A 24893-nucleotide genomic window follows, 5' to 3' on the forward strand; every position below is an offset into this window, starting at 1 on the left:
GTGCGCCGCCGGCCCGCCCGGAGCCACGCGCCCCGGAGCCCCCACCGCAACGCCGCTCCCCGGCAACCGGCCGCTCGGCCGGCGTGCCGCTGCCACCCACGCAGCAGCCCCGCCGGGCAGTACCCCCACGCCGGGGCGCCCCGGCCGGTGAGGCCATACCGGAGACCCCGAACCACCCGAGCGGCTTCACCCCGAAGCCGCCGCCCGGTGCCGCGGAGGCGCCCGAGCCCTCGGGCAGGGCCGCTGCGCCGGGCCGCCACGCGGGTGGTTTCGCTGAGGGGCCGGAGCCGTCGAATGGTGCCGCGCACCCGAGCGGCTTCACGAAGTCCCCGCCTCGCGCCGATGCCCGGCCCGCGGGTGGTTTCGCCGAGGGGTCGGAGCCCTCGGGCAGGGCTGCCGCGCCAGGCCGCCACACCGGCGGTTTCGCTGAGGGGCCGGAGCCGTCGAATGGTGCCGCGCACCCGAGCGGCTTCACGAAGTCCCCGCCCCGCGCCGACGCCCGGCACGCGAGTGGTTTCGCGGACGCGCCCGAGCCGTCGGGCAGGGCTGCCGCGCCGGGCCGCCACGCGGGTGGTTTCGCGGAGGGGCCGGAGCCATCGAATGGTGCCGCGCACCCGAGCGGCTTCACGAAGTCCCCGCCCCGCGCCGACGCCCGGCACGCGAGTGGTTTCGCGGACGCGCCCGAGCCGTCGGGCAGGGCTGCCGCGCCAGGCCGCCACGCGAACGGTTTCGCCGAGGCGCAGCCCTCGAACCGCGCGGCGGCGCCGAGCCGTCCCGCGGAACCGGCCCACCGGAACGGCGCCGCAGGCGCCCCGCAGCCACCGAGCCGCGCCGAGGCCCGCCACCCGAGCAGCTTCCTGGAAGCACCCCAGACCCCCGCGGAAGCGCCACGCCACCCGAGCGGCTTCGCGGAGGCCGCGAAGCCAAACGGCGCGGTGGCTCCTGTCCGTCGCGCGCCCAACCCCGCCGAGGCGCAGCACCCGAGCGGTTTTGCCGAGGTGCAGCCGTCCGGTCGTGCCGATGCCCCGCGCCGCCCGAGCGCGCCGCAGCCCTCCGGTCGCGCCGACGCCCCGGCCCACCCGAGTGGCTTCGTGCAGGCCCCGAACGGCGCGGCGGCCCCTGCTCGCCGTGCGCCCCAACCCGACCGCGCCGACGCGCGGCACCCGATTGGTTTCGCCGAGGTGCAGCCCTCTGGCCGTGCGGACGCCCCCCGGCATCCGAGCGGTTTCGCGGAGGCGCCGCAGCCTTCCGGTCGTGCGGACGCCCCACGTCGCCCGAGCGCGCCGACGCCTTCCGGCGGTGCCGCTGCTCCGGTGCATCCGAGCGGCTTCGTGGAAGCGCCGAAGCCGAACGGCGCGGCGGTGCCTGCTCGCCGCACACCCCAACCCGAGCGCGCCGCCGCCCCGGCCCACCCGAGCGGCTTCGTGGAGGCCGCGAACGGCGCGGCCGCCCCTGCTCGCCGCACACCCCAGCCCGAGCGCGCCGACGCCCGGCACCCCAGCGGTTTCGCCGAAGCGCCGCAGCCCTCGGCGCGTGCCGACGCCCCGCCCCGGCCGAGCGCGCCGCAGCCCAGCAAAGCCGAGGCGCCCCGCCCCAGTCCCACGCCTCCCCCCGCCAATCGCCGGGAGACGCCGGCGGACGACGCGCAACCCGACGCCACCCAGCTCCGCGACCCGGTCGAGCGTCCCGGCGGTCCGCGTCGCCCTGGGCGGGGGCGTTCGGTGAGCCCCGCGGACCGGCTGACGATGACCGACGAGCTGGAGCCCGTCGGCGATCACACCAAGGTCCGCCGCAAGATCGACAACACCCTGGCCCGCTTCGCGGCCGCCCACGAGGAGCTCGCCGCCGAGGAGGCCAAGCGCCAGGAGCGCCGCGAGCGCTTCATCGCGCGCCCGGTCGCGCTCATCGAGCAGACCCGCACCCGGCTGCAGCGCGTCGTCGCGCCGGTGAAGTCCGACGGGGCCGACGAGAAGGCGGCGCCGCAGACCCGCCTGCAGGAAAAGAAACAACGCCGCAGCGACCGGTCGATCCGCATCACCCGCATCGCCTGCGCAGTGCTCGCCGGGCTGATCTTCCTCGCCACCGGCGCGCTGTGGGGCACCAAGACCTGGTTCAACAGCAAGTTCAACCAGATCGCCGCACTCGACGAGAACTCCTCGGACATCCAGAACGCGGCAGGCCAGACCGGTGACGAGAACTTCCTCATCGTCGGCTCCGACACCCGCGCCGGCGCCACCGCCGAGGAGAACGTCGGCGACGCCGACACCGTCGGCGGCGCCCGCTCGGACACCATCATGCTGGCGCACGTCCCGGCCGACCGGAAGCGCGCGGTGATCGTGTCCTTCCCCCGTGACCTGGAGATCTCCCGGCCCGCCTGCGAGCGCTACGACGCGGCCGCGGGCACCTACACCAGCGAGATCGTCTCCGCGGCCACCAAGGTCAAGCTGAACACCGCGTACGCGGTCGGCGGGCCCAAGTGCCTCACCAAGTGGGTCCAGCAACTCACCGGTCTGCGCGTCAACCACTTCGTCGGCATCGACTTCGGCGGGTTCAAGGAGATGGTCGACGCGGTGCACGGCGTGACCGTGCACGTCGACAGCCCGATCCGGGACACCACCCTCGGGATGGTGATCGCCGAGACCGGCGACGTGACGATCTCCGGCGACCAGGCGCTCAGCTTCGTCCGCGCCCGCCACGTGGTCGGCGACCCGACCTCGGACTACGGCCGCATCAAGCGGCAGCAGCAGTTCCTCACCGCGTTGCTGCAGAAGGCGATGTCGCAGGGCGTCATCACCGACCCGACGCAGCTCACGAACTTCGTGACCGCGTTCGCCCGCGCCACCTTCGGCGACAACATCGGCGTCGACCAGATGCTCACGCTGGCCCAGTCGATGAAGGGCCTGGACACCAGCAAGCTGAAGTTCCTCACCGTCCCGACCGTCGGCGAGCCGAACACCCGCGGCAACGAGGTGCTCCTGGAGACCAGGTCCAAGGAGCTGTTCCAGGCCCTGATCGACAACACCCCCCTGCCCGGCACCCCCGAATACGAGGCGGCGAAGGCGGCCGCGAGCGCGACCCAGACCCCGCCGACGAGCTCGTCGAAGCCGTCCAGTTCGACCTCTTCGGATTCGTGACAACTCGTTAGCGCCGGTTCATTCCCGGTTCACTTCGCGATGCGGCGATTGCCCCGAACGGGTCGTAGAGTGTGGCCCATGCGCGAGGCTTACCACGTCGAACTCGAAGACCTGGCCGCGAACCTGGCGGACATGTCGCTCCAGGCCGCGGCGGCCATGAAGAAGGCGACCCAGGCACTGCTCGAAGCGGACCTGTCCCTGGCCGAGCAGGTGATCGGCGACGACCAGAAGATCGACGACGCTCGTGCCGAGAACGAGGAGAAGGCGTACGCCCTGCTGGCGCTGCAGGCCCCGGTCGCGACCGACCTGCGGACAGTGCTGGCCGTGATCCACGCCGCGGAGAGCCTGGAGCGGATGGGCGACCTCGCCCTGCACGTCGCCAAGGCGGCGCGCCGCCGCCACCCGCAGGCCACGCTGCCCGAGCCGGTCCGGAAGTACTTCGCCGAGATGGGCGAGCTGGACGTCCGGCTGGCGGAGCAGGTCGCCGACGTCATCAAGAGCCGGGACGTCGAGGCGGCCCGCGCCCTCGAGGAAGAGGACGACCGCGTCGACGAGATCCACCGCCACCTGTTCACGGTGATCATGGACAAGGACTGGGAGCACGGGGTCGCGGCCGCCGTTGACATCACCCTGCTCGGCCGGTTCTACGAGCGGTTCGCCGACCACGCGGTGTCCGTTGGCAAGCGGATGGTGTTCGTGGCGACCGGCAAGATGCCCGGCTACGCCCACGACGAGGACATCTGACGGACTAGGACGGGCCGCCCTGCAGCCGCTGGTGCAGGGCGGTCATCCGCGCGTCCAGGTCGGCGGCGGTTTCCGCGGCGGCGCGCAGCTCGTCGGCGAAGTCGGCGGGCGCGGTGCCGGCGTACTTGTAGAACAGCTTGTGCTCGACGGCGGCCCAGAAGTCCATGCCGACCGTGCGCATCTGGATCTCCACCTTGACCCGCTCGACCCGGTCGGACAGGAACACCGGGATCCGCACGATCAGGTGCAGGCTGCGGTACCCGTTCGGCTTCGGCTCGGCGATGTAGTCCTTGGTCCGCACGACCTCGACGTCGTCCTGGCGGCCCAGCATGTCGGCGACGAGGTAGACGTCCGGCACGAACGGGCACACCACGCGGATCCCGGCGACGTCCTCGATGTGCTCGCGGATCGCCTCGATGCTGGGCTCCAGGCCCTTGCGGGCGAGCTTGTCGAGGATCGCTTCGGGCGCCTTGACGCGGCTCGCCAGGTGCTCGATCGGGTCGTGCTGGTTGGCGAAGTCGAACTCCTCGGACAGGATCCGCAGCTTGGTCATCAGCTCGTCGATGCCGAACTTGTAGACCATGAGTTCACGCTGGAGCGCTCGAAGCAGCGCAGCTGAGTGGCCGACTTCGTCGAGCACGGTCATGCGACCAGCCTACCGAGGTCGATCAGGGCGCATCCCGCACCGAGCGGGTCGCCCCGATCGAGGCCGCGACGACGCAGCAGATCGCCAGCCACTGCAGCGGGTGCAGCGCCTCCCCGAGCACCAGGAGCCCGGACAGCGCCGCGACGGCCGGTTCGAGGCTCATCAGGATGCCGAACACGCGCGGCGGGATCTTGCGCAGCGCCTCCAGCTCGAGCGAGTACGGGACGACCGACGACAGCAGCGCCACCGCGAGCCCGATCAGCAGCACCCACGGCGACAGCAGGCTCGTGCCGCTCTCGACCACACCGGCCGGCATCGCCGCGACGGCCGCGACGGCCATGCCCAGCGCGAGCCCCTTGCCCTCCTCGGTGCGCTTGCCGAGGGACGCGCTGAGCAGGATGTACAGCCCCCAGCACGCGCCGGCGACGAGCGCGAACACGATGCCGAGCATCGACAGGTCGCCCCGCGTCTCGGCGAGCAGCACGACGCCGCCCGCCGCCAGCAGCGCCCACAGCACGTCGAGCCAGCGCCGGGACCCGGCCAGCGCGACCGCGAGCGGCCCGAGGAACTCGATGGTGACCGCGATGCCCTGCGGGATGCGCGCCAGTGCCTGGTAGAAGGTCAGGTTCATGGTGCCGAGCACCAGGCCGTAGGCGAGGACCACCGGCAGCGCCCGCCGTCCCATGCGCAGCACCGGGCGCCACACGAGCAGCAGCACCACCGCGGCGAAGAACAACCGCAGCGCGACCGTCCCGGCCGGCCCGGCGACCGCGAAGAGCTGCTTGGCGAGCGACGCGCCCACCTGCACGCTGACGATCCCGATCAGCACCTGCAGCGGCGGCGGGATGGCGCCGAGCGCCCGCCCGGCCGCCGCGAGCGCCCGCGGTTTCGGCAACCGCCCGCCGACACCTTCCACGTAAACCTGAACCACGTCCCCGACGCTAGCGGCACCCACCGACAGTTCCCACCGGATTTGCCTCACTGCCCGCTGGGCCTCCACGAACGTGGAGATCACCAGTCGGTGAGTGAAGGGACCACCGGCTCCGGGAACGGGACAGGTCGTGGTCGAGGTGGCGGGCCTGACCGCGCGCGGAGACCCAGATCCGCCGCGGCACCGACAGCTGGCACGACCAGTCGCGTACATGCTCGACAGCCTGGTCGCCGGGCGGTTGGACGCGGTCGGCGAGCAGGTCGACCAGGCCTGGCCAGGCCGCTGCACCATGGCTGGCACGGGCGAGGCCGGCGGCTTCGCCGAGCGGGCTGTGGCCGCGGTGGTCGACCTGTTCCCGGTGCCCGACGACCCGGTACTGCCGGAGGCCACGGCATTCCACAGCGACGGCAGCACGGCGCTTGGCTTGGTCGAGAACGCCGGGACCGCCGCAGGCGAGTGGGTGCTGGTCGAAGCGGCGGCCGGTGGGGCGGGCAGCCTGCTGGTGCAACTCGCCCGAGCCGCGGCCGCAAGGGTCGTCGGCGCGGCCGGTGGATCGCGGAAGCTCGACCTGGCCAGGGAGCTGGGCGCCGAGGTCGTGGTCGGCTATACCCAACCGGGCTGGAACGAGGAGGTGCTCCACGCGACCGGCGGTTCCGGTGCGGAGGATGTTCGACCGGCCCAGCGGTGCGATCGAGCCCGCGTTCGAGGTGACGAACCGTGGCGGCCGGTCATCAGGCAGACGTTCCCGCGGTCGAGAACCGCACCGCCGTGGGCAGGACCCCGCTGCCCTGAAAGAAGAACGACCCCCTCGGCGCAGACCGAGGGGGTCGTCGGAGCACGACGATCAGCCGAACCGGCCCGAGATGTAGTCCTCGGTCGCCTTCTCGTTCGGGTTGGAGAAGATCTTCTCCGTGTCGTTGATCTCGACGAGCCGTCCGGGCTGGCCGACGCCGGCGAGGTTGAAGAAGGCCGTCTGGTCCGACACCCGCGCCGCCTGCTGCATGTTGTGCGTGACGATCACGATGGTGTAGTCCTTCTTCAGCTCGGCGATCAGGTCCTCGATCGCGAGCGTCGAGATCGGGTCCAGCGCCGAGCACGGCTCGTCCATCAGCAGGACGTCGGGGCGCACGGCGATGGCCCGCGCGATGCAGAGCCGCTGCTGCTGACCGCCGGAGAGGCTGCCGCCCGGCTTGTTGAGCCGATCCTTGACCTCGTTCCACAGGTTCGCGCCGCGCAGCGCCCGCTCGGCGATCTCGTCGAGCTTCTTCTTGTTCTTCGTGCCCGCCAGCCTCAGCCCGGCCACCACGTTGTCCCGGATGGACATCGTCGGGAACGGGTTGGGCCGCTGGAACACCATGCCGATCGTGCGGCGGACCTGCACCGGGTCGACCGAGGACGCGTAGATGTCCTCGCCGTCGAGCAGGACCTCACCCTCGACCCGCGCGCCCGGGATGACTTCGTGCATCCGGTTCAGCGTGCGCAGCACGGTCGACTTGCCGCAGCCCGACGGGCCGATGAAGGCCGTGACGTTCCGCGGCGGCACGGACAGCGTGACGCTGTCGACGGCGTGGAACTTGCCGTAGTAGATGTCGAGGTCCTTGACGTCGATTCGCTTGGCCATTGCGGAACGCTCACTTCTTCTTCGGGGCGACCAGGCGGGAGACCACCGTGGCGATCAGGTTGATGAGGGCGATGATGATGACGAGGGTCAGCGCGGCGCCCCAGATCCGGTCGAATCCGACGCTACCCGGTTCCATGGAGTTCGTGGCCCGCTCGGTGTTCATCAGCAGCGGCAACGACGCCTGGTTGTCACCGAACAGGTCCCAGTTGACGTACGCCGAGTAACCGACCAGCACCAGCAGCGGCGCGGTCTCGCCCATGACGCGGGCCAGCGCCATCATGACACCGCTGATGATGCCGGACAGGGCCGTCGGCAGGACGATCTTCATGATCGTCTTCCACTTCGGCACACCCAGCGCGTAGGACGCCTCGCGCAGGTCGTCCGGCACGATCCGCAGCATCTCCTCCGCGGAGCGCACGACGACCGGGATCATCAGCAGCACCAGGGCCAGCGATACGGCGAAGCCGCTGCGCGGCAGGCCGAACGTGGTGATCCACAGCGCGTAGATGAACAGCGCGGCCACGATCGAGGGGACACCGGAGAGGATGTCCACCATGAACGTGGTGACCTTGGCCAGCCGGGTGTCCCGCCCGTACTCCACCAGGTAGATGGCGACCAGCAGGCCGAGCGGCACCGAGATGATCGCGCACATCAGGCCCTGTTCGAGCGTGCCGATGATGGCGTGCAGGACACCACCGCCGACCTCGTCGGACAGGACCGAGCCGAAGTCCTGGCTCCACCAGTTGGTGTACGGGATGCGCTTGATGCCGTTCGCGATCACCGTGTAGAGCACCCACACCAGCGGGGCGACGGCGATCAGGAACGACAGCCACACCAGCACCGTGGCGAGCGCGTTCTTGGCCTTGCGGCCCGTGCTGACCTGCTGGAACGCCGGCGGCGACGCCAGCCGTTCGGTCTCGGACAGTGTCGAGGTCATCAGTCCGCCTTCCGCTCGCCGATGATCGTCCGGGCCGCGAAGTTCACCGCGAAGGTCAGGACGAACAGCACCAGACCGGCCGCGATGTAGGCGCCGGCCGACGTGGGGTTGTTGAACTCCGCGTAGTTCGCGGCGATCTGCGACGCGAACGTCGCGCCACCGTCGAACACGCTCCAGTCGAAGAAGTGCCCCCGGGGGATGTACAGGATGACGGCCAGCGCGATCGTCTCGCCGAGGGCGCGGCCGAGGCCGAGCATCGACGCGCCGACGTAACCGGCCTTCCCGAACGGCAGCACCGTCGTCCGGATGACCTCCCAGCGGGTGGCGCCGAGCGCGAGCGCGCCCTCGATGTGGGCGGTCGGCGTGCGCTCGAACACCTCGCGGGACAGCGACGTGATGATCGGCAGCAGCATCACCGCGAGCACCACGCCCGCCGTGAAGATCGTGCCCGAGTAGTTCGGGAACACGTTGCCGGTGCCGAAGATCGGGATGAAGCCGAGGGTCTCGTTCAGCCACTGCGACACCGGCGCCATCTTCGGCGCCAGCACGAGGATGCCCCACAGACCGAAGATGATCGAGGGCACCGCGGCCAGCAGGTCGACCACGTAGGCGAACGGCCGCGCCAGCCGGCGCGGGGCGTACTGGGTCAGGAACAACGCGATGCCCAGCGAGATCGGCATCGCGATGATCAGGGCCACCAGCGAGGTGTAGATCGTGACCAGCAGCAGGTCCAGGATGCCGAACCGCAGGTGGGTGGGGTCGCCGGTCTCCCAGATGCGGGAGGTGAGGAAGTTGACCTCGTTCGCGCCCAGTGCCGGAATCGCCTGCACCAGCAGGAAGATCCCGATCAGCGCGATGAGTGCGACGACGAAGATGCCCGCGCCGGTGCTCAGGTTCTTGAAGATGCGGTCACCCGGCCGCACCTTCGCGGTCTTGTTCGGTGAGGCCAGTGAGGGGGTTCGCTCAGTGGCCGGTGGTTGCGCCGTAATCGGGGGCCTCCGGGAGTGGTCTAGACGCAAGCGGACGCCCACCGGTGTCGCCGGTGGGCGTCCGCCTCGCGAGTGACTCGCTCATCAGTTACTCAGTGCAACCCGTTCTGGGGTGGCAGTCAATCAATCGTCAGGAGATCGCGTTGATCGAGGTCAGCACCTTGTCCTGCAGGGACTGCGGGAGCGGCACGAAACCCTTCTCGGCGATCGGCTGCTGAGCGGTGGTGGCAGCCACGGTCAGGAACGCCTTCATCGCCTTGGCGGTGTCGGCGTCGTAGCCCTTCGAGCAGACGATCTCGTAGGTGGTCAGCAGCAGCGGGTACGCGCCCGGGGTGTTGCTGGCGTAGATGGCCTTGAGGTCCATGGCCAGGTCGTTGCTGCCCGGGGTGCGGAAGGTCGCGGCGTCGAGCGCCTTGGCCACGTTCTCCGGGGTCAGCTCGACGGCGCCGGAGCCGCTGTCCAGCTTGGCGGCGCTCAGGCCGTCCTTGACGTAGGACGACTCGATGTAGCCGATGGCGCCGTCGGCGGCCCGGATGCCCGAGGCGACACCGTTGGAGCCCTGGGCGCCGTTGCCGACGCCGCCCTTGAAGGCCTTGCCGGTGCCCTGCGTCCAGGCGCCCTTCGAGGCGGCCTCGAGGTAGGTCTGGAAGTTGTCGGTGGTGCCCGACTCGTCCGACCGCGAGAACACCTGGATCGGCTTGTCCGGCAGGTTGACGCCCGCGTTGAGGGCGGCGATCGCCGGGTCGTTCCACTTGGTGATCTGGCCGTTGAAGATCTTGGCCGTGACCTCGCCGTTCAGCGTGAGCGAGGAGACGCCGTCCAGCTTGTAGGCGATGGCGACCGGGCCGACGACCAGCGGCAGGTTCCACGCCTCGCCACCGGCGCAGCGCTCGTTGGCCTTGGTCTGCTCGTCACCGGCCTTCAGCGGCGAGTCCGAGCCGCCGAAGTCGACCTGCTTCGCGGTGAACTGCTTGACGCCGGAGCCGGAGCCGGTCGCGTTGTAGTTCACGATCTGGCCGGGGCAAGCCTTGGTGTACTGCTGGGCGAAGATGTCCACCGCGGTCTTCTGGGCCGTCGAGCCCTCGCCGGTGAGCGGCGACTTGCCACCGCACTCGACGTTCGCGGTCGCGGTCGGCGCGGTCGCCGCACCCGAGAGCTGGGTGTTGCCCGTCGACGCCGGGTCGGTGCCACAGGCCGCGAGCACGAGGGCAGCGCTCGCCGCGATGCCGAGAGCACCCATCGGCCGCATGATCTTCACTTCATGTCCTCCAGCTAGTGATAACCATTCGTCGCAACCGGACATTAGGCAGCACGGGTGGACGCGCGCCTCTATACAGATGAACGCAAAGTGAACAAGGTCGCCAATGTGAGCGGGACAACGTCACCCGAACGGGCGTCGTGTCCGGCCCGTGACCTGCGGGTACATGTTCCGTGATGGAAGGTTGGCGGAGGGTTAACGTAACGGAACGCTGATCACCGTTCGTACTGGACGTCGACCTCGTGACGAGCGAAACCGAGTCGCGAATAAACGGCTATCGCGGGCGCGTTGTCGCCTTCCACGTACAAGATCACCTGGGGCAGGCCGCGGTCGCGGAGGTACCGCAGGCCGGCCAGCGTCAGCGCCTTGCCCAGCCCGCCGCCCTGCGCGCCCGGGTCGACGCCGACGACGTACACCTCGCCGGTCTCCCGGCCGCCGAACCGGCGCGGGTTGGCCGGGTGCACCTTCGTCCAGTGGAAGCCGAGCAGCTTGCCCGTGCTGTCCTCGGCGAGGAAGAACCCGTCCGCGTCGAACCAGTCCGCCGACTCCTCGGCGCGCAGGTCGTCGACCGTGAGCCTGCCCTGCTCGGGGTGCCAGTCGAAGGCGCGGGCGTTGACCTCGATGACCGCCTGCTCGTCCTGGCCGGCTACGAAGGTGCGCAGTGAGACGCCCTCGGGCAGCCGGGGCTCCGGCCAGTCCGGGTCGACCGGGGTGTGCATGACCAGCAGCTCGCGGGCGCGCGAAAAGCCCGCTCGTTCGGCGAGGGCGGCGGCGCCGGGGTGGTCGCCGTGCGCCCAGATGCGCAGCGGCGCGCCGTCGGCGCGGTCGACGAGGGCGGACAGCACCTCGGTGCCCACGCCGCGGCGCCGGTGGTCCGGGCGCACGATCAGCTCGGCAACCTGGCGGCCGAACGCGTCCCCGGAGGTGTCCAGGTGGGCGTACCCGGCGAGCACGCCGTCCGCGCGGGCCAGCAGGTGCGGACCGGACGCGAACTCGCCCGGCAACGGCTCGCCGGGGGAGATGTCCGGTCGCCCGTCCACCTCGCGGGCGGCGAGCAGCAGCTCACGCACCTCACGGGTGGTCGTCTCGTCCAGTTCGTCGACCCACACCACTGTCAGCACGGATTCACGCTATCCCTGATCAGGGGGTGGAGAACTCCGTGGACAGCTCGCTCGGGTCGAAGTTGAGCGAAGTCACGCCGGGCTTGGCGCCTGCCTTGGCCGGGCGCTCGAACTTGTAGCCGACGTTGCGCACGGTGCCGATCATCTGCTCGTGCTCGGGGCCGAGCTTGGCGCGCAGGCGCCGGACGTGCACGTCGACGGTGCGGGTGCCACCGAAGAAGTCGTAGCCCCAGACCTCCTGCAGCAGCTGGGCGCGGGTGAACACCCGGCCGGCGTGCTGCGCGAGGTACTTGAGCAGCTCGAACTCCTTGTAGGTGAGCTCGAGGGTGCGGCGGCGCAGCCGCGCGGTGTACGTCGCCTCGTCGATCACCAGGTCGCCGACCCGCAGCTCGGTGTCCACCTGGGTGGCGCCGCCGTCGCGGGTGGTCGCCAGCCGCAGCCGGGCGTCGACCTCGGCCGGGCCCGCAGTGGGGAGCAGGATGTCGTCGGTGCGCCACTCGGCGCTGACCGCGACCAGACCGCCCTCGCCGATGACGGCGATGATCGGCGTGCTGCCCTCGTCCTCGCCGGTGCCCTTCAGCAGCCGGCAGAGGCTCTTGGCGGACGCGAGATCGGTGCGCGCGTCCAGCAGGATGACGTCCCGGTGGCCCGCGTCGAGGAGCGCGGTGACCTCCGGCGCCCGGACGCGTACCGTGTGCGGCAGCAGGTCGAGAGCTGGCAGGACTGCGGTGGCTTCCGCCTCGGAAGTGAGTACGAGCAGGTCCAGGCTCATCGCCACACCGCCTTCTTGCTAGTCCGTAGCCTTTGAGCGCCCCTGGTCTTAGCGGACAAGACTAGCGGGTGAACTGGTGGAAACCACCTGCTCTGCAGCCACCGTCACACTGACGTCACACTGTTGACCCGTAGCCTCGGGCTGTCCAGGACCCGGACACGAGACAGATCGGACACGAAGAGTGAGCAGACCTGCGACCCAGGACCGAGCCGTGCCACCAGCGGGATCGCGCCGCCGTGGACGCCGCGCCCGCCGCATCGTCATCAGTCTCGTCGTGCTGCTCGCGCTCCTGGTCGGGGCCGATTTCGGGCTCGCCGCGTACGCCGAGCACACGGTGTCGCAGAAGGCCCGCGAGCAGCTGAAGCTGAGCGACGACCCGTCCGTGACGATCCACGGTTTCCCGTTCACCACGCAGGCGATCGGCGGCGACTACGGGCACATCTCACTGTCCGCGTCCGGCGTGCCGATCAAGGACCTGCAGGACGTCGGTGTGACGGCCGACCTCTACGACGTCACAGCGCCGCTGTCCGACCTGGTCAACGGCAACACCGACGCGATCGACATCGGCCGCCTGGAGGCCCAGGTCACGATCAAGGCCAGTGACATCAACAAGGTGGACCCGCTGACCAAGGTCGACGACCTGCGGATCGAGCCGTCCAGCATCGAATACGTGGAGACCGGCCAGGACGCCGACAGCGGCACCGACAGCGGCTCCGGCGACCAGCAGGGCCAGGACGGCACGACCGAGGACGAGCAGGACAAGTCCAGGGCGGGCATCCGCATCTCCGGGTACGTGCAGATCGCGGGCCAGCAGCTGGAGATCTTCTGCTTCGCCATGATCGAACTGCACGGCACGGCGATCGACATCGTGCCCAAGCGGCTGCAGTACGGGAATGACAAGGAGACGACCGTTGTTCCCGAAGCTGTGCAGCAAGCCCTGCTGCCGAACTTCAAGGCCACGATCGACACCGGCAACCTCCCGTTCGAGGTCACCCCGACGGCGGTACAGGTGAACAGCGGTTCGGTCACCATCAAGGGCGAGGCCAAGAACGTGACGTTCAGCGGGGCGACCAGCTCTACCGGAGGGTGAGGCGCGGATGACGGGCGTGTGGGTCGTGCTCGGCACGCTGGTGGTCGCGGCTGTCGCGGGCGGCCTGCTCAAGGCGCGCAACGGTCGCGTCCGGGCGGCTCGCCGGGCACCCGCGGCCGGGCTGCCCGAACCGGTCGCCGCGGCGCTCGACACCGGCGCCAGCGTCACCCTGGTGCAGATCTCCACCACGTTCTGCACCCCTTGCCGGCACACCCGCGCCCTGCTCGGCCCACTGGCCGAGCGCACCGACGGCCTGAACCACGTCGAGCTGGACGTGACGAACCAGCCGGAGGTCGCGCAGGCGCTGGGTGTGCTGCGCACGCCCACCACGATCGCCTACGGATCCGACGGGACCGAGCTGCTGCGCGTCGGCGGCGTGCCGAAGGCTCCCGCGCTGCTGGAGGCCCTCGCGCCGCACCTCCCGGCCCGGGTGACGGATTGACACGTCGCTGAGCTGGGCTGAGTGCGCCCTCGCGCCTTCCGGCGGGTGTGATCGGCTGACACGCCGCCGGCTGCGCTGAGAAAGCCCACGTGCCGCGCCTTCCGGCGCGGGCGGCGGAGTGATATGCCGCTGTGGGCGGCGCCTCGCACCGCATCTCCCGCCGCGCGTGGCGGAGTGACCTACCGCCGGTTGCGTTGAGGGTGCCCTCGTGCCGCGCCTTCGGGCGGGTGTGGCGGGGTTGGGTTGCCGCTGGCGGGGCTGCTGGTGGCCCTGGTGCTGCGCCTTCCGGCCCGCGTGGCGGAGTGACCTACCGCTGGCTGCGTTGAGGGTGCCCTCGTGCCGCGCCTTCGGGCGGGTGTGGCGGGGTTGGGTTGCCGCTGGCCGGGCTGCTGGTGGCCCTCGCGCCGCACTTCCGGCCCGCGCGACCGGGGTCAAGCCGCTGACCTTGGCCGTTGGTGGCACTGCCGTCGTGCCTTCCGACGGGCGTGACGGAGTGACTTGCCGCCGGCCGCGCTGCTCCCGCCCTTCGCGCCGCACCTCCCGGCCCTCACGCCGCACCTCCCGGCCCCATGTGGCGGAGCGACACACCGCTGACCTGGGTCGAATTTTTTTCTTGGATCGTGGGAATGCTCTCACTGGGTGGACGCCACTCCCACTTTCAGGGACGTCCGGGTAGCCTGACGCTCGTGTGCAGGCTGCCCCTCACTCTGCTGACGCAACGTCGCGCGGTCGACTTCTGCCGCGTGCGCAGCAGCCTGTGTCTGCCCTAGCGGGTCCGCCTCAGCCGTACCCGCTTCTCCCCCCGCCGGAAAAACCCATTCCGACGCGCGCTCACGCGCGCCCCGCCAGGGAGGTGACATGTCAGCAGGCCCAGCCGTAGACCCCCGTGGACCGCGCTTCGCGGCCGTCATCACGACCGTCGTGCTCGCGGTGGTCCTGATCACGGGGTGGTGGCCGCTGCTGGCCGTCCAGACGGTCGTGTTCGCGATCGGCGCGTTCATCGGCCTCAAGCCGGCCCCGTACTCGCTGCTCTACCGCTACCTCGTGGCGCCCCGGCTCGCGCCGACGTCCGAGCGGGAGGACGCGGCGCCGCTGCGGTTCGCCCAGGCGGTCGGGTTCGTGTTCGCGCTGGTCGGCACCGTCGGCTACGCCACCGGGGTCACCGCGCTCGGCATCGTCGCGACGGCGTTCGCGCTGTTCGCGGCGTTCCTCAACGCGGCCTTCAACTTCTGCCTCGGCTGCGAGATGTACCTCCTGATCCGGCGCGTCGCGCCGAGCCAGGCTTCCTGACAGTCCACCCACGAGAAGAAGAAAGCGAGTAGTGCTCTCATGAGCCGTGAAGACGTCCTGGTCACCACGCAGTGGGCCGAGGAGAACCTGAACACCCCCGGCGTGGTCTTCGCCGAGGTGGACGAGGACACCACCGCCTACGACGGCGGCCACATCCGCGGCGCGGTCAAGATCGACTGGAAGACCGAGCTGCAGGACCCGGTTCGCCGCGACTTCGTCGACAAGGCGGGCTTTGAGGCCCTCCTGTCGGAGAAGGGCATCTCCAACGACGACCTGGTCATCCTGTACGGCGGCAACAACAACTGGTTCGCCGCGTACGCGTACTGGTACTTCAAGCTGTACGGCCACGACAAGGTCAAGCTGCTCGACGGCGGCCGCAAGAAGTGGGAGCTGGACGGCCGCGAGCTGACCTCCGACGAGGTCAAGCGCGAGCGCACCAACTACGTCGCCAAGGAGCCGGACACCTCGATCCGCGCCTTCCGCGACGAGGTCGTCGACGCGATCGGCACCAAGAACCTGGTCGACGTCCGCTCGCCCGACGAGTTCTCCGGCAAGCTGCTGGCCCCGGCGCACCTGCCGCAGGAGTCGGCGCAGCGTGGCGGCCACATCCCGACGGCGCTGAACGTGCCGTGGGCCAAGACCGCGAACGAGGACGGCACCTTCAAGACCGCCGAGGAGCTCACCGAGCTCTACAACGAGGCGGGCCTGGACACGTCCAAGGCGACCATCGCCTACTGCCGCATCGGTGAGCGCTCCAGCCACACCTGGTTCGCGCTGCACGAGCTGATCGGGCTCGAGGACGTGAAGAACTACGACGGTTCGTGGACCGAGTACGGCTCGCTGGTCGGCGTGCCGATCGAAACCGGAACGGGGAAGTGACGATGAGTGCTGACGGTTGCGGCGCGCCGGTCCAGACGGCGACGCCCGCGGACATCGACACGAACGGGCAGGTCGTGGTTGCCGGCAAGGTCGTCGGCGGCGACGGCCCGGTCGGCGGCGCCTACGTGCGCCTGCTGAACGGTGACGGCGACTTCGCCGGCGAGGTCCAGGCCTCCCCAGACGGCGACTTCCGGTTCTACGCCGCGCCCGGCGCCTGGACGGTGCGCGCCCTGCACCGCTCCGGCAACGGCGAGGCCTCGGTGACCGCCGAGGGCCCCGGCCTGCACCAGGTCGCGATCTCGGTCGGCTGATTCCTGCCTCGACGGCCACCCCCGCGCACGCCGCGGGGGTGGCCGTCGTCGTACCCGGACGAACCCGGCGCCGGGCGTGGCGCTCACCACGCGGGTGCGGGGCGAGTGAACCCCCTGCCGGCGGCTATCCTGCTGGACGTGGAGATCCTGTTTACGACGCTGCTGGTGCTCGCCGGCATCGCGATCCTCTGGTTCACCGTGTACGTCGTCTACCGGCTGTACGCCGACCAGCGCTGACCGATGACATCCGGCGATGACGCCGTCGCAGCCGCCGCCGAGCGGGCCGAGTCGACGCGCGGGCGCAACCTGCCGCAGTTCGACGACCTGCCGATCCCGGTGGACACCGCGAACCTGCGCGAGGGCGCGAACCTGAACGACGCCTGCCTGGCGCTGCTGCCGCTCGTCGGCGTGTGGCGCGGGGAGGGTGAGGTCAACTACCCGACCATCGAGGGCCCCCGGCGGATCGCGCAGCAGCTCACCATCGCGCACGACGGCCGCCCGTTCCTCTACCACGAGGCCCGTTCCTGGCTGCTCGACGACGACGGCAACGTGATCCGCGCCGCCGCCCGCGAGGTCGGCTGGTGGCGCCCGCAGGCCGACGACACGCTCGAACTGCTGCTGGCCCACAACACCGGCATCATCGAGGTCTTCTACGGCAAGCCGCGCACCCAGACGTCCTGGGAGCTGGGCACCGACGCGGTCGTGCGCACCTCCACCGCCAAGGAGGTCACCGGCGCGCAGCGGCTCTACGGCCTGGTCAACAACGGCGACCTCGGCTACGTCGAGGAGCGCGCGATGGTCGGCCAGCCCATGCAGCCGCACGTCTCGCTGTACCTCAAGCGCGTAGTGGGCTAGCCCGCGTGCGCTGGCTGCGCTACGGCCCGGACGCCGCGCTCGTCGAGTGCGAGTCGCTGGCCGAGATGAGCGCCGTCCGTGCCGCCGTGGTCGCCGCAGGCCTGCCCGACCTGGTCGAGGTCGTGCCGGGCGCCCGCACCGTGCTGATCGCCGCGCGCCCGGGCTCCACGGGGCTCGCCGAAGCCCGCAGGTTCGTGGAATCAGCCGACCTGGACGGCGGGAACGGCGGCGAGCCGCGGGAGATCACCATCGACGTCCGCTACGACGGCGAGGACCTCGACCTGGTCGCGCGCACCGCGGGCATCACCGCCGCCGAGGTCGTCGAACTGCACACCGGCGCCACCTACACCGTCGCGTTCACCGGGTTCGCCCCTGGGTTCGGCTACCTCACCGGCCTGCCCGAACCCCTCCGTCAGTCGCGTTTGGACACTCCACGCACGCGCGTCCCGGCCGGGTCGGTCGCCATCGCGGGCGAGTTCACCGGCGTCTACCCGCGCTCGTCGCCCGGCGGGTGGCGCCTGCTCGGGCACACCGACGCCGTCCTGTTCGACAGCCGCGCCGAGCGGCCGGCCCTGCTCGCACCCGGTGACCGGGTGCGGTTCCGGAGGATCGGGTGAGCCGCGCACTGGAGGTCGTCGCGACCGGTCTGCTCGCGCTCGTGCAGGACCTCGGCCGCCCCGGGCACGCGCACCTCGGCGTGCCGCCGTCCGGCGCCCTCGACGTCCCGGCGCTGCGGCTCGCGAACCGGCTCGTCGGCAACCCGGAGGGCGCGGCCGGGATCGAGTCGCTGCTCGGCGGGCTCACCGTGACGGCCCGCGCGTCCTGCACGGTCGCGGTCACCGGCCCGCCGGTCGCGGTCGCCGTCGACGGCCGCCCGGCAGGCTCGCACGTGCCGGTCCACCTCGCCGCGGGGCAGACCCTGAGCATCGGGCGCCCGGACACCGGCCTGCGCTGTTACCTCGCCGTCTCCGGCGGGATCGACGTCGAACCCGAGCTGGGCAGCCGGTCGCGCGACGTGCTGTCCGAGATCGGCCCACCGCCACTGGAGCCGGGCGCCGTGCTGCCACTGGGTGCGCCGGCCGGGATCCCGGACGGCGCCGATACCGTCACCGCCCCGCCGAACCCGCCCGACCTGGTCGTCCCGGTCGTCCTTGGCCCGCGCGACGACTGGTTCGGCGACGCCGCCCACCAACTGTCCGCGCCGTGGACGGTGACCAGCGAGTCCAACCGCGTCGGCCTGCGCCTGGACGGTCCGGCGCTGCGGCGCACCGACGCGCGCGAGGGCGAGGAGCTGCCCAGCGAGGGCGTGATCACCGGCGCGATCCAGGTGCCGCCGAACGGGCTGCCGGTGGTGTTCCTCGCCGACCACCCGACCACCGGCGGCTACCCGGTGATCGCCGTCGTCGTGCCGCGGGCGCTGCCCGCGCTCGCGCAGGCCCGGCCGGGCACGACGATCCGCTTCCGCCCCTACGCGTAGAGGGCTTCGTAGGCCTGGGCCAGCTCGGCGTGGATCGCCGAGGAGTCCCGCAGCGGCTGGTGGTCCAGGGTGTGCACGCGGGTCAGCTTCCGCACCGAGGACGCGAGGAACACCCCGTCCGCGCTGTGCAGGTCGGGCGTGCGGATCATCTCGATCTTGGTCGACCAGCCCGCCCGCTCGGCGGCGCGGAACACCGCCGCCTGCGTGGTGCCGGGCAGGATGCCGATGCCGGCCGGCGGGGTGTAGAGCGTGCCGCCGCGCGCCACGATGACGTTCGACGTCGGGCCCTCCAGCACGGAGGTCAGGTCGCCGGCGGTGAAGATCACGTCGTCCGCGCCGCGGCGGGCGGCCTCCCGCACGGCGGCCATGTTGACCGCGTAGGACAGCGACTTCGCGCCCAGCAGCAGCCACGGCGCGCGCTCGGCCAGCCCCGGGTCGATGCCGCGTTCCAGGGTCACCACGGCGACCCCCTCGTCGCGGGCGCGCAACACCTTCGGGTCGATTTCGATCCCGAGCGCGAAGGCCGTCGGCTCGCCCTCGGGGTCGGTGCCGCGGGTGTACACGAGCTTCAGCGCGAACTCCCGGCCGCCGGACCAGTTGTCGATCACGGCCTGCGCGGCCCGCTGCCACGCCGCGTCGTCCGGCTCCGGCAGGTCCAGCATGGACGCCGACCGCGCCATCCGGTCCAGGTGCGGGCGCAACTCCCGGGCCTTCCCGTCGGCGACCAGGACCGTTTCGAAGACGCCGTCGCCACGCATCAGGCCGAGGTCTTCGACCCGGATGTGCGGTTCGTCCGGATCGGCCAGGTTCCCGTTCAGGAAAGCGAGTACGCGCATGCGGTCACCGTACTCACCTAACATCGGGGTATGCCGCTCGTTTCTCCGCTCCTCGCCGCGCCGGGCGCCATCGCGCCGCCGGACGACCACCCCGAGCAGGGCGTGCCCTGGCACTGGGGCGACCCGTTCGCCGAGCAGCGCACCGCCGCGCGCAGCGTCGCCGTCGTCGACCGCTCGCACCGCGAGGTGCTGGAGGTGACCGGCCCGGAGCGGTTGTCCTGGCTGCACCTGGTGATCTCGCAGCACGTCACCGAGCTGGCCGAGGGCACCGGCACCGAGGCGCTGGTGCTGGACAGCCAGGGGCACGTCGACACGCACATGGTCCTCGCGCACGTCGGGGAGGCCGTGTACCTGGACACCGACCCGGGGCCGGAGGCGACCAGCGCGCTGCCCAAGGGCGGCAAGCAGACCCTGCGCGAGTACCTCGAAGCGATGAAGTTCTGGTCCCAGGTGGAGATCAAGGACGTCAGCGACGAGCTGGCGATCCTCACCGTGCTCGGCCCGGAGGCCGGCCGGGTGCTGTCCGCTTTGGACATCGAACTGGGCGCCGAGCCGTACTCCGTCGTGCCGGTCGGCCGCGGCTTCGCCCGGCGCATGCCCTGGCCCGGACGGTCCAGCGTGGACCTCGCCGTGCCGCGCGGCGAGCTGGCCGACTGGTGGCGCCGCATCACCGACGCGGGCGCGCGCCCGGCAGGCACCTGGGCATTCGACGCGTTGCGGGTCGAGTCGCTGCGGCCGCGGCTGGGCGTGGACACCGACGGGAAGACGATCCCGCACGAGGTGAACTGGATCGGCAGCGCCGCGCACGTCGCCAAGGGCTGCTACCGCGGGCAGGAAACCGTGGCGAAGGTGTTCAACGTCGGCCGCCCGCCGCGGCGGATGGTACTGCTGCACCTGGACGGCTCACCGGAGATCTACCCGGAGACCGGGGACCCGGTGAAGCTCGGTGAGCGCGTCGTCGGGCGGGTCGGCAGCGTCGCCCAGCACCACGAGCTGGGGCCGATCGCGCTGGCCCTGGTCAAGCGGTCCGCGCCGGTGGACGCCGAGCTGCTCGCCGGGGACGAGGACCGGGTCGTGCAGGCCGCGGTCGACCCCGATTCGGTGCCCGCCGAAGGCGCCGCGCCCGGCCGGGAGGCCGCCGCTCGCCTGCGCGGGTGATAACGCACCCGCCCTGGCGCCTGGGCCCGGCATGGAGCACTATGTCCCGGTGATCGAAGTCCGGCCGGGCGGACGCCGTCGCATCGACCGTGTCCTGGACCCCGCCTACGTGCGGGGCCTCGCCGACCTGTCGCTCGGGCAGCTGCGTGAGCGCCGGGACGAGGCTGCCCAGGAGGAGACCGATCTCTCCTACCTGCGGCGGCTGCTGCACGCGCGGATCGACATCGTGCGGGCCGAGCAGGAGCGGCGGCGCTCCGGCGGCGAGAGCATCGTGGACCAGCTCGCCACGATCCTGTCCGACAACGCGCTGCGCCCGGCGCGCGGCTCGGGCCGGTACCAGCAGCTGGAGCCCTCCCGCGCCGGCGAGTACCGGCGCCAGGCCGAGGCGCTGGTGGGCAACGCCGACCTGACCGACGTGGGTGCGCTCTCCGACGAGAAGCTGGCCGCGACCCTCGACGACTATCGGGGCGAGGAGGCGTCGGTGTCGCAGCGCCGTCGCGAGGTGCAGGCCGTGGTCGACCAGCTGAACGCCGAGATCGCCGCCCGCTACGCGAAGGGCTCGGCCTCCGTGGACGACCTGCTGGCCGCGGAGCGGGCGGACGACGTCTGAACCGGCGTCAGTGGTCGTTGACGAACGGGCTCTCCGGCTTCTCGCTGGAGTTGAGGGTCGTGCCCCAGTACTGGACCCAGATCTCCTTGCCCTCGGGCAGGTTGTACTTGCCACCCTCGCTGGCCCGGTGGGACACGCAGCTGCCGCTGCCCGTGGAGACCTTCATCGAGTACCGCGGGTCGGTGCCGACCCAGACGTCGGCATAGGCCGGCTTCCCGTTCGCGGACGTGTCGCAGACGGAGATGATGTCGCCGTATTCCTCGACGTAGACGACGACCCCGGTGCCCCGGAAGGTGTGATCCCAGCTGCCGCCGGGCGGATCGACGGTCGCGGGGCGCTTCCGGTGGTGGCGAGGACTGCCGCCGTGGTGAACGCGACGGTGGCCGCGGTGAGCTGAGCGATTCGCATGGCGTCTCCTAGGTTTTGCAAGCGTTGCAAAAGCTAGCGCCCGGAGCTGACGCCTTCCGATCATCGAAGTCCTGGCGGTAACTGCTCGTCCGGGTGATCAGTACTGGTCAGGTACGGGGCGTCCTAGTTGAAGTGCTCGCGGGCCGCCAGCTCGGACCAGTAGTCACGCAGGTCGGTGAACAGCTCGGCGATCTGTTCGATGTCGCCGGAACGCAGGGCGTCCATGATGCTGTGCACCTCCTCCGCGCTGGTGTCCGACTCCAGCACCGGGTCGGCGATCAGCTGCACCAGCCCGCCGTAGTCCAGCTCGACCGCCGACGCCGGGTCGAAGTTCGTCAGCCACCGGGCGGTCTCCGCCAGGATCCGCGCCGGGCCGGAATCGCCGAGGGTCTCCTCCACCAGCTCCCGCGCCTCGGCCACCCGCTGGGTCGCGTCGCCCATCGCCACGCGCCAGGAGACCTCGCGTTCCGGGTCGTCCGGGCCCGAGCCCAGGTTCAGCCTGCGGTGCTTCGGGTCGACCAGCGCGAACCAGGGCAGCGGCACGGTCCAGGTGGTGGACAGGACGTGCACGGCGGCCTGCGGCAGATCACCGAGCGCCGAGCTGGCCCTGGCCTTCAGCTTCTCCTCGCTCACGCCGGCCGAGTCGATCACCGCGGCGTGCAGCGACGGGTGCGCGTCGCCGAGGAAGCTCACCAGCGCCGCGGCCGAGCGGGCCCGCACCTCCAGCGGGCACACGAGCGGGCCGGGCCCGACCTTCGCGCCCGTGTCGGTGGGGACCTCGGCCGGGTCGAGCACCAGCACGTCGGCGTTCGGCAGCGCCCGCCCGCCGGGCAGCTCGCCGGGCAGCAGCCGGACGGGAGTGGTGGTCTGTGACTTCAACCACATGAGCTGTTCCCGCTCGGCGGCGGCCGCGCGGCTCAGCTGGGCCTGTTCGACGGCTTTGCGCAGCCCCGCGGGGGGAGGGTCGCCGAACGCGGACAGGGGCTCGTACACCCGGAGGTAGGCCACGAACGGTCGGAGCACCGTTGAATCGTGGCACGTCGCCGCCCGGTCGCGACCACCGACCGGCGCAATCCCCGACACTGTCGTGACAAGCACACGAAGCCACGTCGCATTGGACCCCTCGGACAGGGTACGGTGTCACCAGGAACCAATTGTCGAGACGATGCGGGGCCGCCGATTCCCCCGGCCGCCCCGTTCCCTGTGCGAGGGGGTCGAGCCATGGGGCGCGGCCGGGCCAAGGCCAAGCAGACGAAGGTGGCGCGAGAGCTCAAGTACAGCACTCCCGACACAGATTTCGCTGCGCTTCAGCGCGAGCTGTCAGGACAGTCCTCCAATTCTCATCCTCGTGAAGAGGACGAGAAGTACGAGGACCCGTACGACCCGTACGCCGACGAGTACGACGACTACCGTCGTTGACGTCTGACCAGCACACGAGGGTGGGTCCGGTCGTGACCGGAACCCGCCCTCGTGTGTTGTGTCATGCGTCGTCGGGCGCCGGAACTGGAGAGGTGCGATGGCGGACATCCAGCGAGTAGGCGTGGTCGGAGCCGGTTTGATGGGCTCCGGGATCGCCGAGGTGCACGCGCGTGCGGGTGCGGACGTGACGATCACCGAGGTCAACCAGCCGGCGCTCGACGCCGGTCGCGCGCGCATCGAGAAGTCGCTGCAGCGCGCGGTCAAGGCGGGCAAGCTGAGCGCCGAGGACGCCGACGCGGCGCTCGGGCGGCTCACCTTCACCACCGACATCGCCGCCTTCGCCGACCGCGACCTCGTGATCGAGGCCGTGATCGAGCAGGAGCAGGCGAAGGTCGAGGTGTTCCGCTCGCTCGACAAGATCGTCGAGCGGCCGGACGCGGTGTTCGCCTCGAACACCTCATCCATCCCGATCATGAAGCTGGGCATGGCGACGAGCCGTCCGCAGCAGGTGATCGGCATCCACTTCTTCAACCCGGTCCCGGTGCTGCCGCTGGTCGAGCTGGTGCCGTCGCTGCTGACCGGTGAGGACACCGTGAAGCGCGCGGACGAGCACGTGACCGGCTCGCTCGGCAAGACGGTGATCCGGTCGCAGGACCGCGCCGGGTTCATCGTGAACGCGCTGCTCGTGCCGTACCTGCTGTCGGCGATCCGGATGATCGAGTCGGGCTTCGCCTCGGCCGAGGACATCGACCGCGGCATGGAGCTGGGCACCGCGCACCCGATGGGTCCGCTGCGCCTGTCCGACCTGATCGGGCTGGACACGATCAAGGCGATCGCGGAGTCGATGTACGAGGAGTTCAAGGAGCCCCTCTACTCGCCGCCGCCGCTGCTGCTGCGCATGGTCGACGCCGGGCTGCTGGGCAAGAAGAGCGGCCGCGGCTTCTACTCCTACTCCTGATCGTGGACGAACCGCTGCGCGTCGGGCTGGTCGGCGCGGGTCCGTGGGCCCGCACCGTGCACGCGCCCGGCCTGGCCGACCACCCGTCGACGCGGTTGAGCGCGGTGTTCACGCGCCGCGAGGAGGCCGCGCGGGAGCTGGCGCAGCCGTACGACGCCGAGGTGTGCACCAGCCTGGACGACCTGCTCGGCCAGGTCGACGCCGTCGCCTTCGCGGTGCCGCCGTCGACGCAGGCCGAGCTGGCGGTCGAGGCGGCCAAGGCGGGCAAGCACGTCATCCTGGAGAAGCCGATCGCCGCGGACGTCGCGGGCGCCGAGCGGCTGGCCGACGCCGTGGCCGGCGCGGGCGTGGCGAGCCTGGTGATGCTGACCCTGCGCTACGCCACCGCGACGCGGGACTGGCTGGCCGGTCTCGCCGCGGCGGGCGGCTGGAGCGGCGGTGGCGTGCGGTGGCTGTCCGGCGGTCTGCTCGGCGGCGCGTACGCGGCTTCGCCGTGGCGGCAGGCGGACGGCGGCACGCTGGCCGACGTCGGGCCGCACGCCTTCGACCTGCTCGACGCCGCGCTCGGCACGATCGAGCGGGTGCGCTCGGCGCACCGCGGGCCCAACGACCTGTGGCACGTCGTCTTCGAGCACGCGGGTGGCGCGCTCAGTTCGGCCACGTTGTCGTTGCGGCTGCCGATGCGGCCGACGGTCGTCGAGTTCGCCGTCTACGGCGAGCACGGCTACCGCACGCTGGGCCGCAAGGAGGGCGGCGCCGCCCAGTCCTACACCGCGATGCTCGACGACTTCGCCGCGATGGTCGACACCGGCACCACGTCCCACCCGTGCGACGTGCACCGCGGCCTGCACCTCCAGCGGCTGCTGGAAAACGCCCTGTCACTCGCGCGTTAACACAAGATCCCGGCAAGGTCCGGGAGGGTGATCGGCGCGTCGAGAAGATCACCGCAAAGAGCACCCCTTCGGACCTGCCGTTTTCCCGGCCCGCTGCGAAGATCGTTTGCAGGC

The 24893-nt window shown here is 71.2% G+C and carries 26 protein-coding genes and 1 pseudogene; 16 read left to right on the forward strand and 11 right to left on the reverse strand.

The features are described 5' to 3' along the window. The first annotated feature begins 1745 nt into the window (after window positions 1–1745). Both ACCP09_RS10865 and phoU read left to right on the forward strand, forming a co-directional pair. On the forward strand, window positions 1746–3134 hold the full coding sequence (locus ACCP09_RS10865; RefSeq protein WP_433745572.1) for an LCP family protein: 1389 nt from the start codon (window positions 1746–1748) through the stop codon (window positions 3132–3134). A gap of 78 nt (window positions 3135–3212) precedes the next feature. Further along, window positions 3213–3878: a phosphate signaling complex protein PhoU gene (phoU, locus tag ACCP09_RS10870; protein WP_027933303.1), complete on the forward strand. Its 666-nt coding sequence runs from the start codon at window positions 3213–3215 to the stop codon at window positions 3876–3878. A 4-nt stretch (window positions 3879–3882) separates the two neighbouring features. On the opposite strand, the gene ACCP09_RS10875 is transcribed toward phoU, so the two are convergent. Together ACCP09_RS10875 and ACCP09_RS10880 are read right to left on the reverse strand one after the other, a co-directional pair. Next, the gene (locus ACCP09_RS10875) at window positions 3883–4524 is read right to left on the reverse strand and encodes a GTP pyrophosphokinase (protein ID WP_027933304.1); all 642 of its coding nucleotides are present in this window, start codon (window positions 4522–4524) and stop codon (window positions 3883–3885) included. A 22-nt stretch (window positions 4525–4546) separates the two neighbouring features. Beyond that, a complete protein-coding gene (locus tag ACCP09_RS10880; protein ID WP_017985794.1) occupies window positions 4547–5440 on the reverse strand; it encodes an EamA family transporter in 894 nt (297 codons plus the stop codon). A 304-nt stretch (window positions 5441–5744) separates the two neighbouring features. Between ACCP09_RS10880 and ACCP09_RS10885 the strand changes: the two are divergent. Then, window positions 5745–6059: pseudogene (locus ACCP09_RS10885) on the forward strand (NADPH:quinone reductase); the annotation flags it as partial. Window positions 6060–6299: 240 nt separating this feature from the next. On the opposite strand, the gene pstB reads toward ACCP09_RS10885, so the two are convergent. The 6 genes from pstB to ACCP09_RS10915 form a co-directional block, all read right to left on the reverse strand. Continuing rightward, window positions 6300–7076 (reverse strand): phosphate ABC transporter ATP-binding protein PstB, encoded by a 777-nt coding sequence (gene pstB, locus ACCP09_RS10890; RefSeq protein WP_027933305.1) that lies wholly within the window; start codon window positions 7074–7076, stop codon window positions 6300–6302. 10 nt (window positions 7077–7086) lie between these two features. Beyond that, window positions 7087–8013: a phosphate ABC transporter permease PstA gene (pstA, locus tag ACCP09_RS10895; RefSeq protein WP_027933306.1), complete on the reverse strand. Its 927-nt coding sequence runs from the start codon at window positions 8011–8013 to the stop codon at window positions 7087–7089. Then, window positions 8013–8936: a phosphate ABC transporter permease subunit PstC gene (pstC, locus tag ACCP09_RS10900; RefSeq protein ID WP_017985791.1), complete on the reverse strand. Its 924-nt coding sequence runs from the start codon at window positions 8934–8936 to the stop codon at window positions 8013–8015. The genes pstA and pstC overlap by 1 nt, the downstream gene beginning before the upstream one ends. A 196-nt stretch (window positions 8937–9132) precedes the next feature. Continuing rightward, window positions 9133–10260: a phosphate ABC transporter substrate-binding protein PstS gene (gene pstS / locus ACCP09_RS10905; RefSeq protein WP_027933307.1), complete on the reverse strand. Its 1128-nt coding sequence runs from the start codon at window positions 10258–10260 to the stop codon at window positions 9133–9135. Window positions 10261–10475: 215 nt separating this feature from the next. Next, window positions 10476–11381, reverse strand: a complete 906-nt coding sequence (mshD, locus tag ACCP09_RS10910) for a mycothiol synthase (RefSeq protein WP_433745489.1) — start codon at window positions 11379–11381, stop codon at window positions 10476–10478. Window positions 11382–11400: 19 nt separating this feature from the next. Next, on the reverse strand, window positions 11401–12153 hold the full coding sequence (locus tag ACCP09_RS10915) for a winged helix-turn-helix transcriptional regulator (RefSeq protein WP_017985788.1): 753 nt from the start codon (window positions 12151–12153) through the stop codon (window positions 11401–11403). 211 nt (window positions 12154–12364) lie between these two features. On the opposite strand from ACCP09_RS10915, the gene ACCP09_RS10920 reads away from it, so the two are divergent. The 8 genes from ACCP09_RS10920 (at window position 12365) to ACCP09_RS10955 (ending at window position 18497) form a co-directional block, all read left to right on the forward strand. After that, a complete protein-coding gene (locus ACCP09_RS10920; protein WP_433745492.1) occupies window positions 12365–13243 on the forward strand; it encodes an LmeA family phospholipid-binding protein in 879 nt (292 codons plus the stop codon). Between the two features lie 7 nt (window positions 13244–13250). Continuing rightward, on the forward strand, window positions 13251–13685 hold the full coding sequence (locus ACCP09_RS10925; RefSeq protein ID WP_027933310.1) for a TlpA family protein disulfide reductase: 435 nt from the start codon (window positions 13251–13253) through the stop codon (window positions 13683–13685). Between the two features lie 858 nt (window positions 13686–14543). After that, window positions 14544–14975, forward strand: coding sequence for a DUF4395 domain-containing protein (locus tag ACCP09_RS10930; protein WP_026153632.1), 432 nt, complete (start codon window positions 14544–14546; stop codon window positions 14973–14975). Between the two features lie 39 nt (window positions 14976–15014). Continuing rightward, complete coding sequence (locus ACCP09_RS10935) at window positions 15015–15854, forward strand: sulfurtransferase (RefSeq protein WP_027933311.1); 840 nt, start codon at window positions 15015–15017, stop codon at window positions 15852–15854. Between the two features lie 2 nt (window positions 15855–15856). Continuing rightward, window positions 15857–16165, forward strand: a complete 309-nt coding sequence (locus tag ACCP09_RS10940) for a DUF1416 domain-containing protein (RefSeq protein ID WP_400982433.1) — start codon at window positions 15857–15859, stop codon at window positions 16163–16165. Window positions 16166–16405: 240 nt separating this feature from the next. After that, window positions 16406–17020: an FABP family protein gene (locus ACCP09_RS10945; RefSeq protein ID WP_027933312.1), complete on the forward strand. Its 615-nt coding sequence runs from the start codon at window positions 16406–16408 to the stop codon at window positions 17018–17020. 5 nt (window positions 17021–17025) lie between these two features. Further along, window positions 17026–17637: a 5-oxoprolinase subunit B family protein gene (locus ACCP09_RS10950; RefSeq protein ID WP_017985780.1), complete on the forward strand. Its 612-nt coding sequence runs from the start codon at window positions 17026–17028 to the stop codon at window positions 17635–17637. Then, complete coding sequence (locus ACCP09_RS10955; protein WP_433745499.1) at window positions 17634–18497, forward strand: biotin-dependent carboxyltransferase family protein; 864 nt, start codon at window positions 17634–17636, stop codon at window positions 18495–18497. Before ACCP09_RS10950 ends, ACCP09_RS10955 begins: the two co-directional genes overlap by 4 nt. Here ACCP09_RS10955 and ACCP09_RS10960 read toward each other — a convergent pair. After that, the gene (locus ACCP09_RS10960; RefSeq protein ID WP_400982423.1) at window positions 18488–19333 is read right to left on the reverse strand and encodes an aminodeoxychorismate lyase; all 846 of its coding nucleotides are present in this window, start codon (window positions 19331–19333) and stop codon (window positions 18488–18490) included. The two genes, ACCP09_RS10955 and ACCP09_RS10960, sit on opposite strands and share 10 nt — an antisense overlap. Before the next feature lie 30 nt (window positions 19334–19363). On the opposite strand from ACCP09_RS10960, the gene ACCP09_RS10965 reads away from it, so the two are divergent. Both ACCP09_RS10965 and ACCP09_RS10970 read left to right on the forward strand, forming a co-directional pair. Next, window positions 19364–20491: a YgfZ/GcvT domain-containing protein gene (locus ACCP09_RS10965; protein ID WP_378332872.1), complete on the forward strand. Its 1128-nt coding sequence runs from the start codon at window positions 19364–19366 to the stop codon at window positions 20489–20491. A 49-nt stretch (window positions 20492–20540) separates the two neighbouring features. Then, entirely contained in the window at window positions 20541–21101 is a 561-nt protein-coding gene (locus tag ACCP09_RS10970) for an RsiG family protein (RefSeq protein WP_027933317.1), read from the forward strand. Between the two features lie 7 nt (window positions 21102–21108). On the opposite strand, the gene ACCP09_RS10975 is transcribed toward ACCP09_RS10970, so the two are convergent. After that, the gene (locus ACCP09_RS10975; RefSeq protein WP_400982417.1) at window positions 21109–21267 is read right to left on the reverse strand and encodes a hypothetical protein; all 159 of its coding nucleotides are present in this window, start codon (window positions 21265–21267) and stop codon (window positions 21109–21111) included. Window positions 21268–21632: 365 nt separating this feature from the next. Beyond that, the gene (locus ACCP09_RS10980) at window positions 21633–22532 is read right to left on the reverse strand and encodes a hypothetical protein (protein ID WP_027933318.1); all 900 of its coding nucleotides are present in this window, start codon (window positions 22530–22532) and stop codon (window positions 21633–21635) included. Between the two features lie 198 nt (window positions 22533–22730). Between ACCP09_RS10980 and ACCP09_RS10985 the strand changes: the two genes are divergently transcribed. The 3 genes from ACCP09_RS10985 (at window position 22731) to ACCP09_RS10995 (ending at window position 24779) form a co-directional block, all read left to right on the forward strand. Then, the gene (locus tag ACCP09_RS10985) at window positions 22731–22928 is read left to right on the forward strand and encodes a DUF3073 domain-containing protein (RefSeq protein WP_017985773.1); all 198 of its coding nucleotides are present in this window, start codon (window positions 22731–22733) and stop codon (window positions 22926–22928) included. A gap of 97 nt (window positions 22929–23025) precedes the next feature. After that, window positions 23026–23886: a 3-hydroxybutyryl-CoA dehydrogenase gene (locus ACCP09_RS10990; RefSeq protein WP_123684442.1), complete on the forward strand. Its 861-nt coding sequence runs from the start codon at window positions 23026–23028 to the stop codon at window positions 23884–23886. Between the two features lie 2 nt (window positions 23887–23888). Next, window positions 23889–24779, forward strand: coding sequence for a Gfo/Idh/MocA family protein (locus ACCP09_RS10995; RefSeq protein WP_433745505.1), 891 nt, complete (start codon window positions 23889–23891; stop codon window positions 24777–24779). Window positions 24780–24893 lie beyond the last annotated feature (114 nt).

This window comes from Amycolatopsis sp. 3B14, from assembly GCF_050958625.1.
Lineage (GTDB): Bacteria > Actinomycetota > Actinomycetes > Mycobacteriales > Pseudonocardiaceae > Amycolatopsis_E > Amycolatopsis_E thermoflava.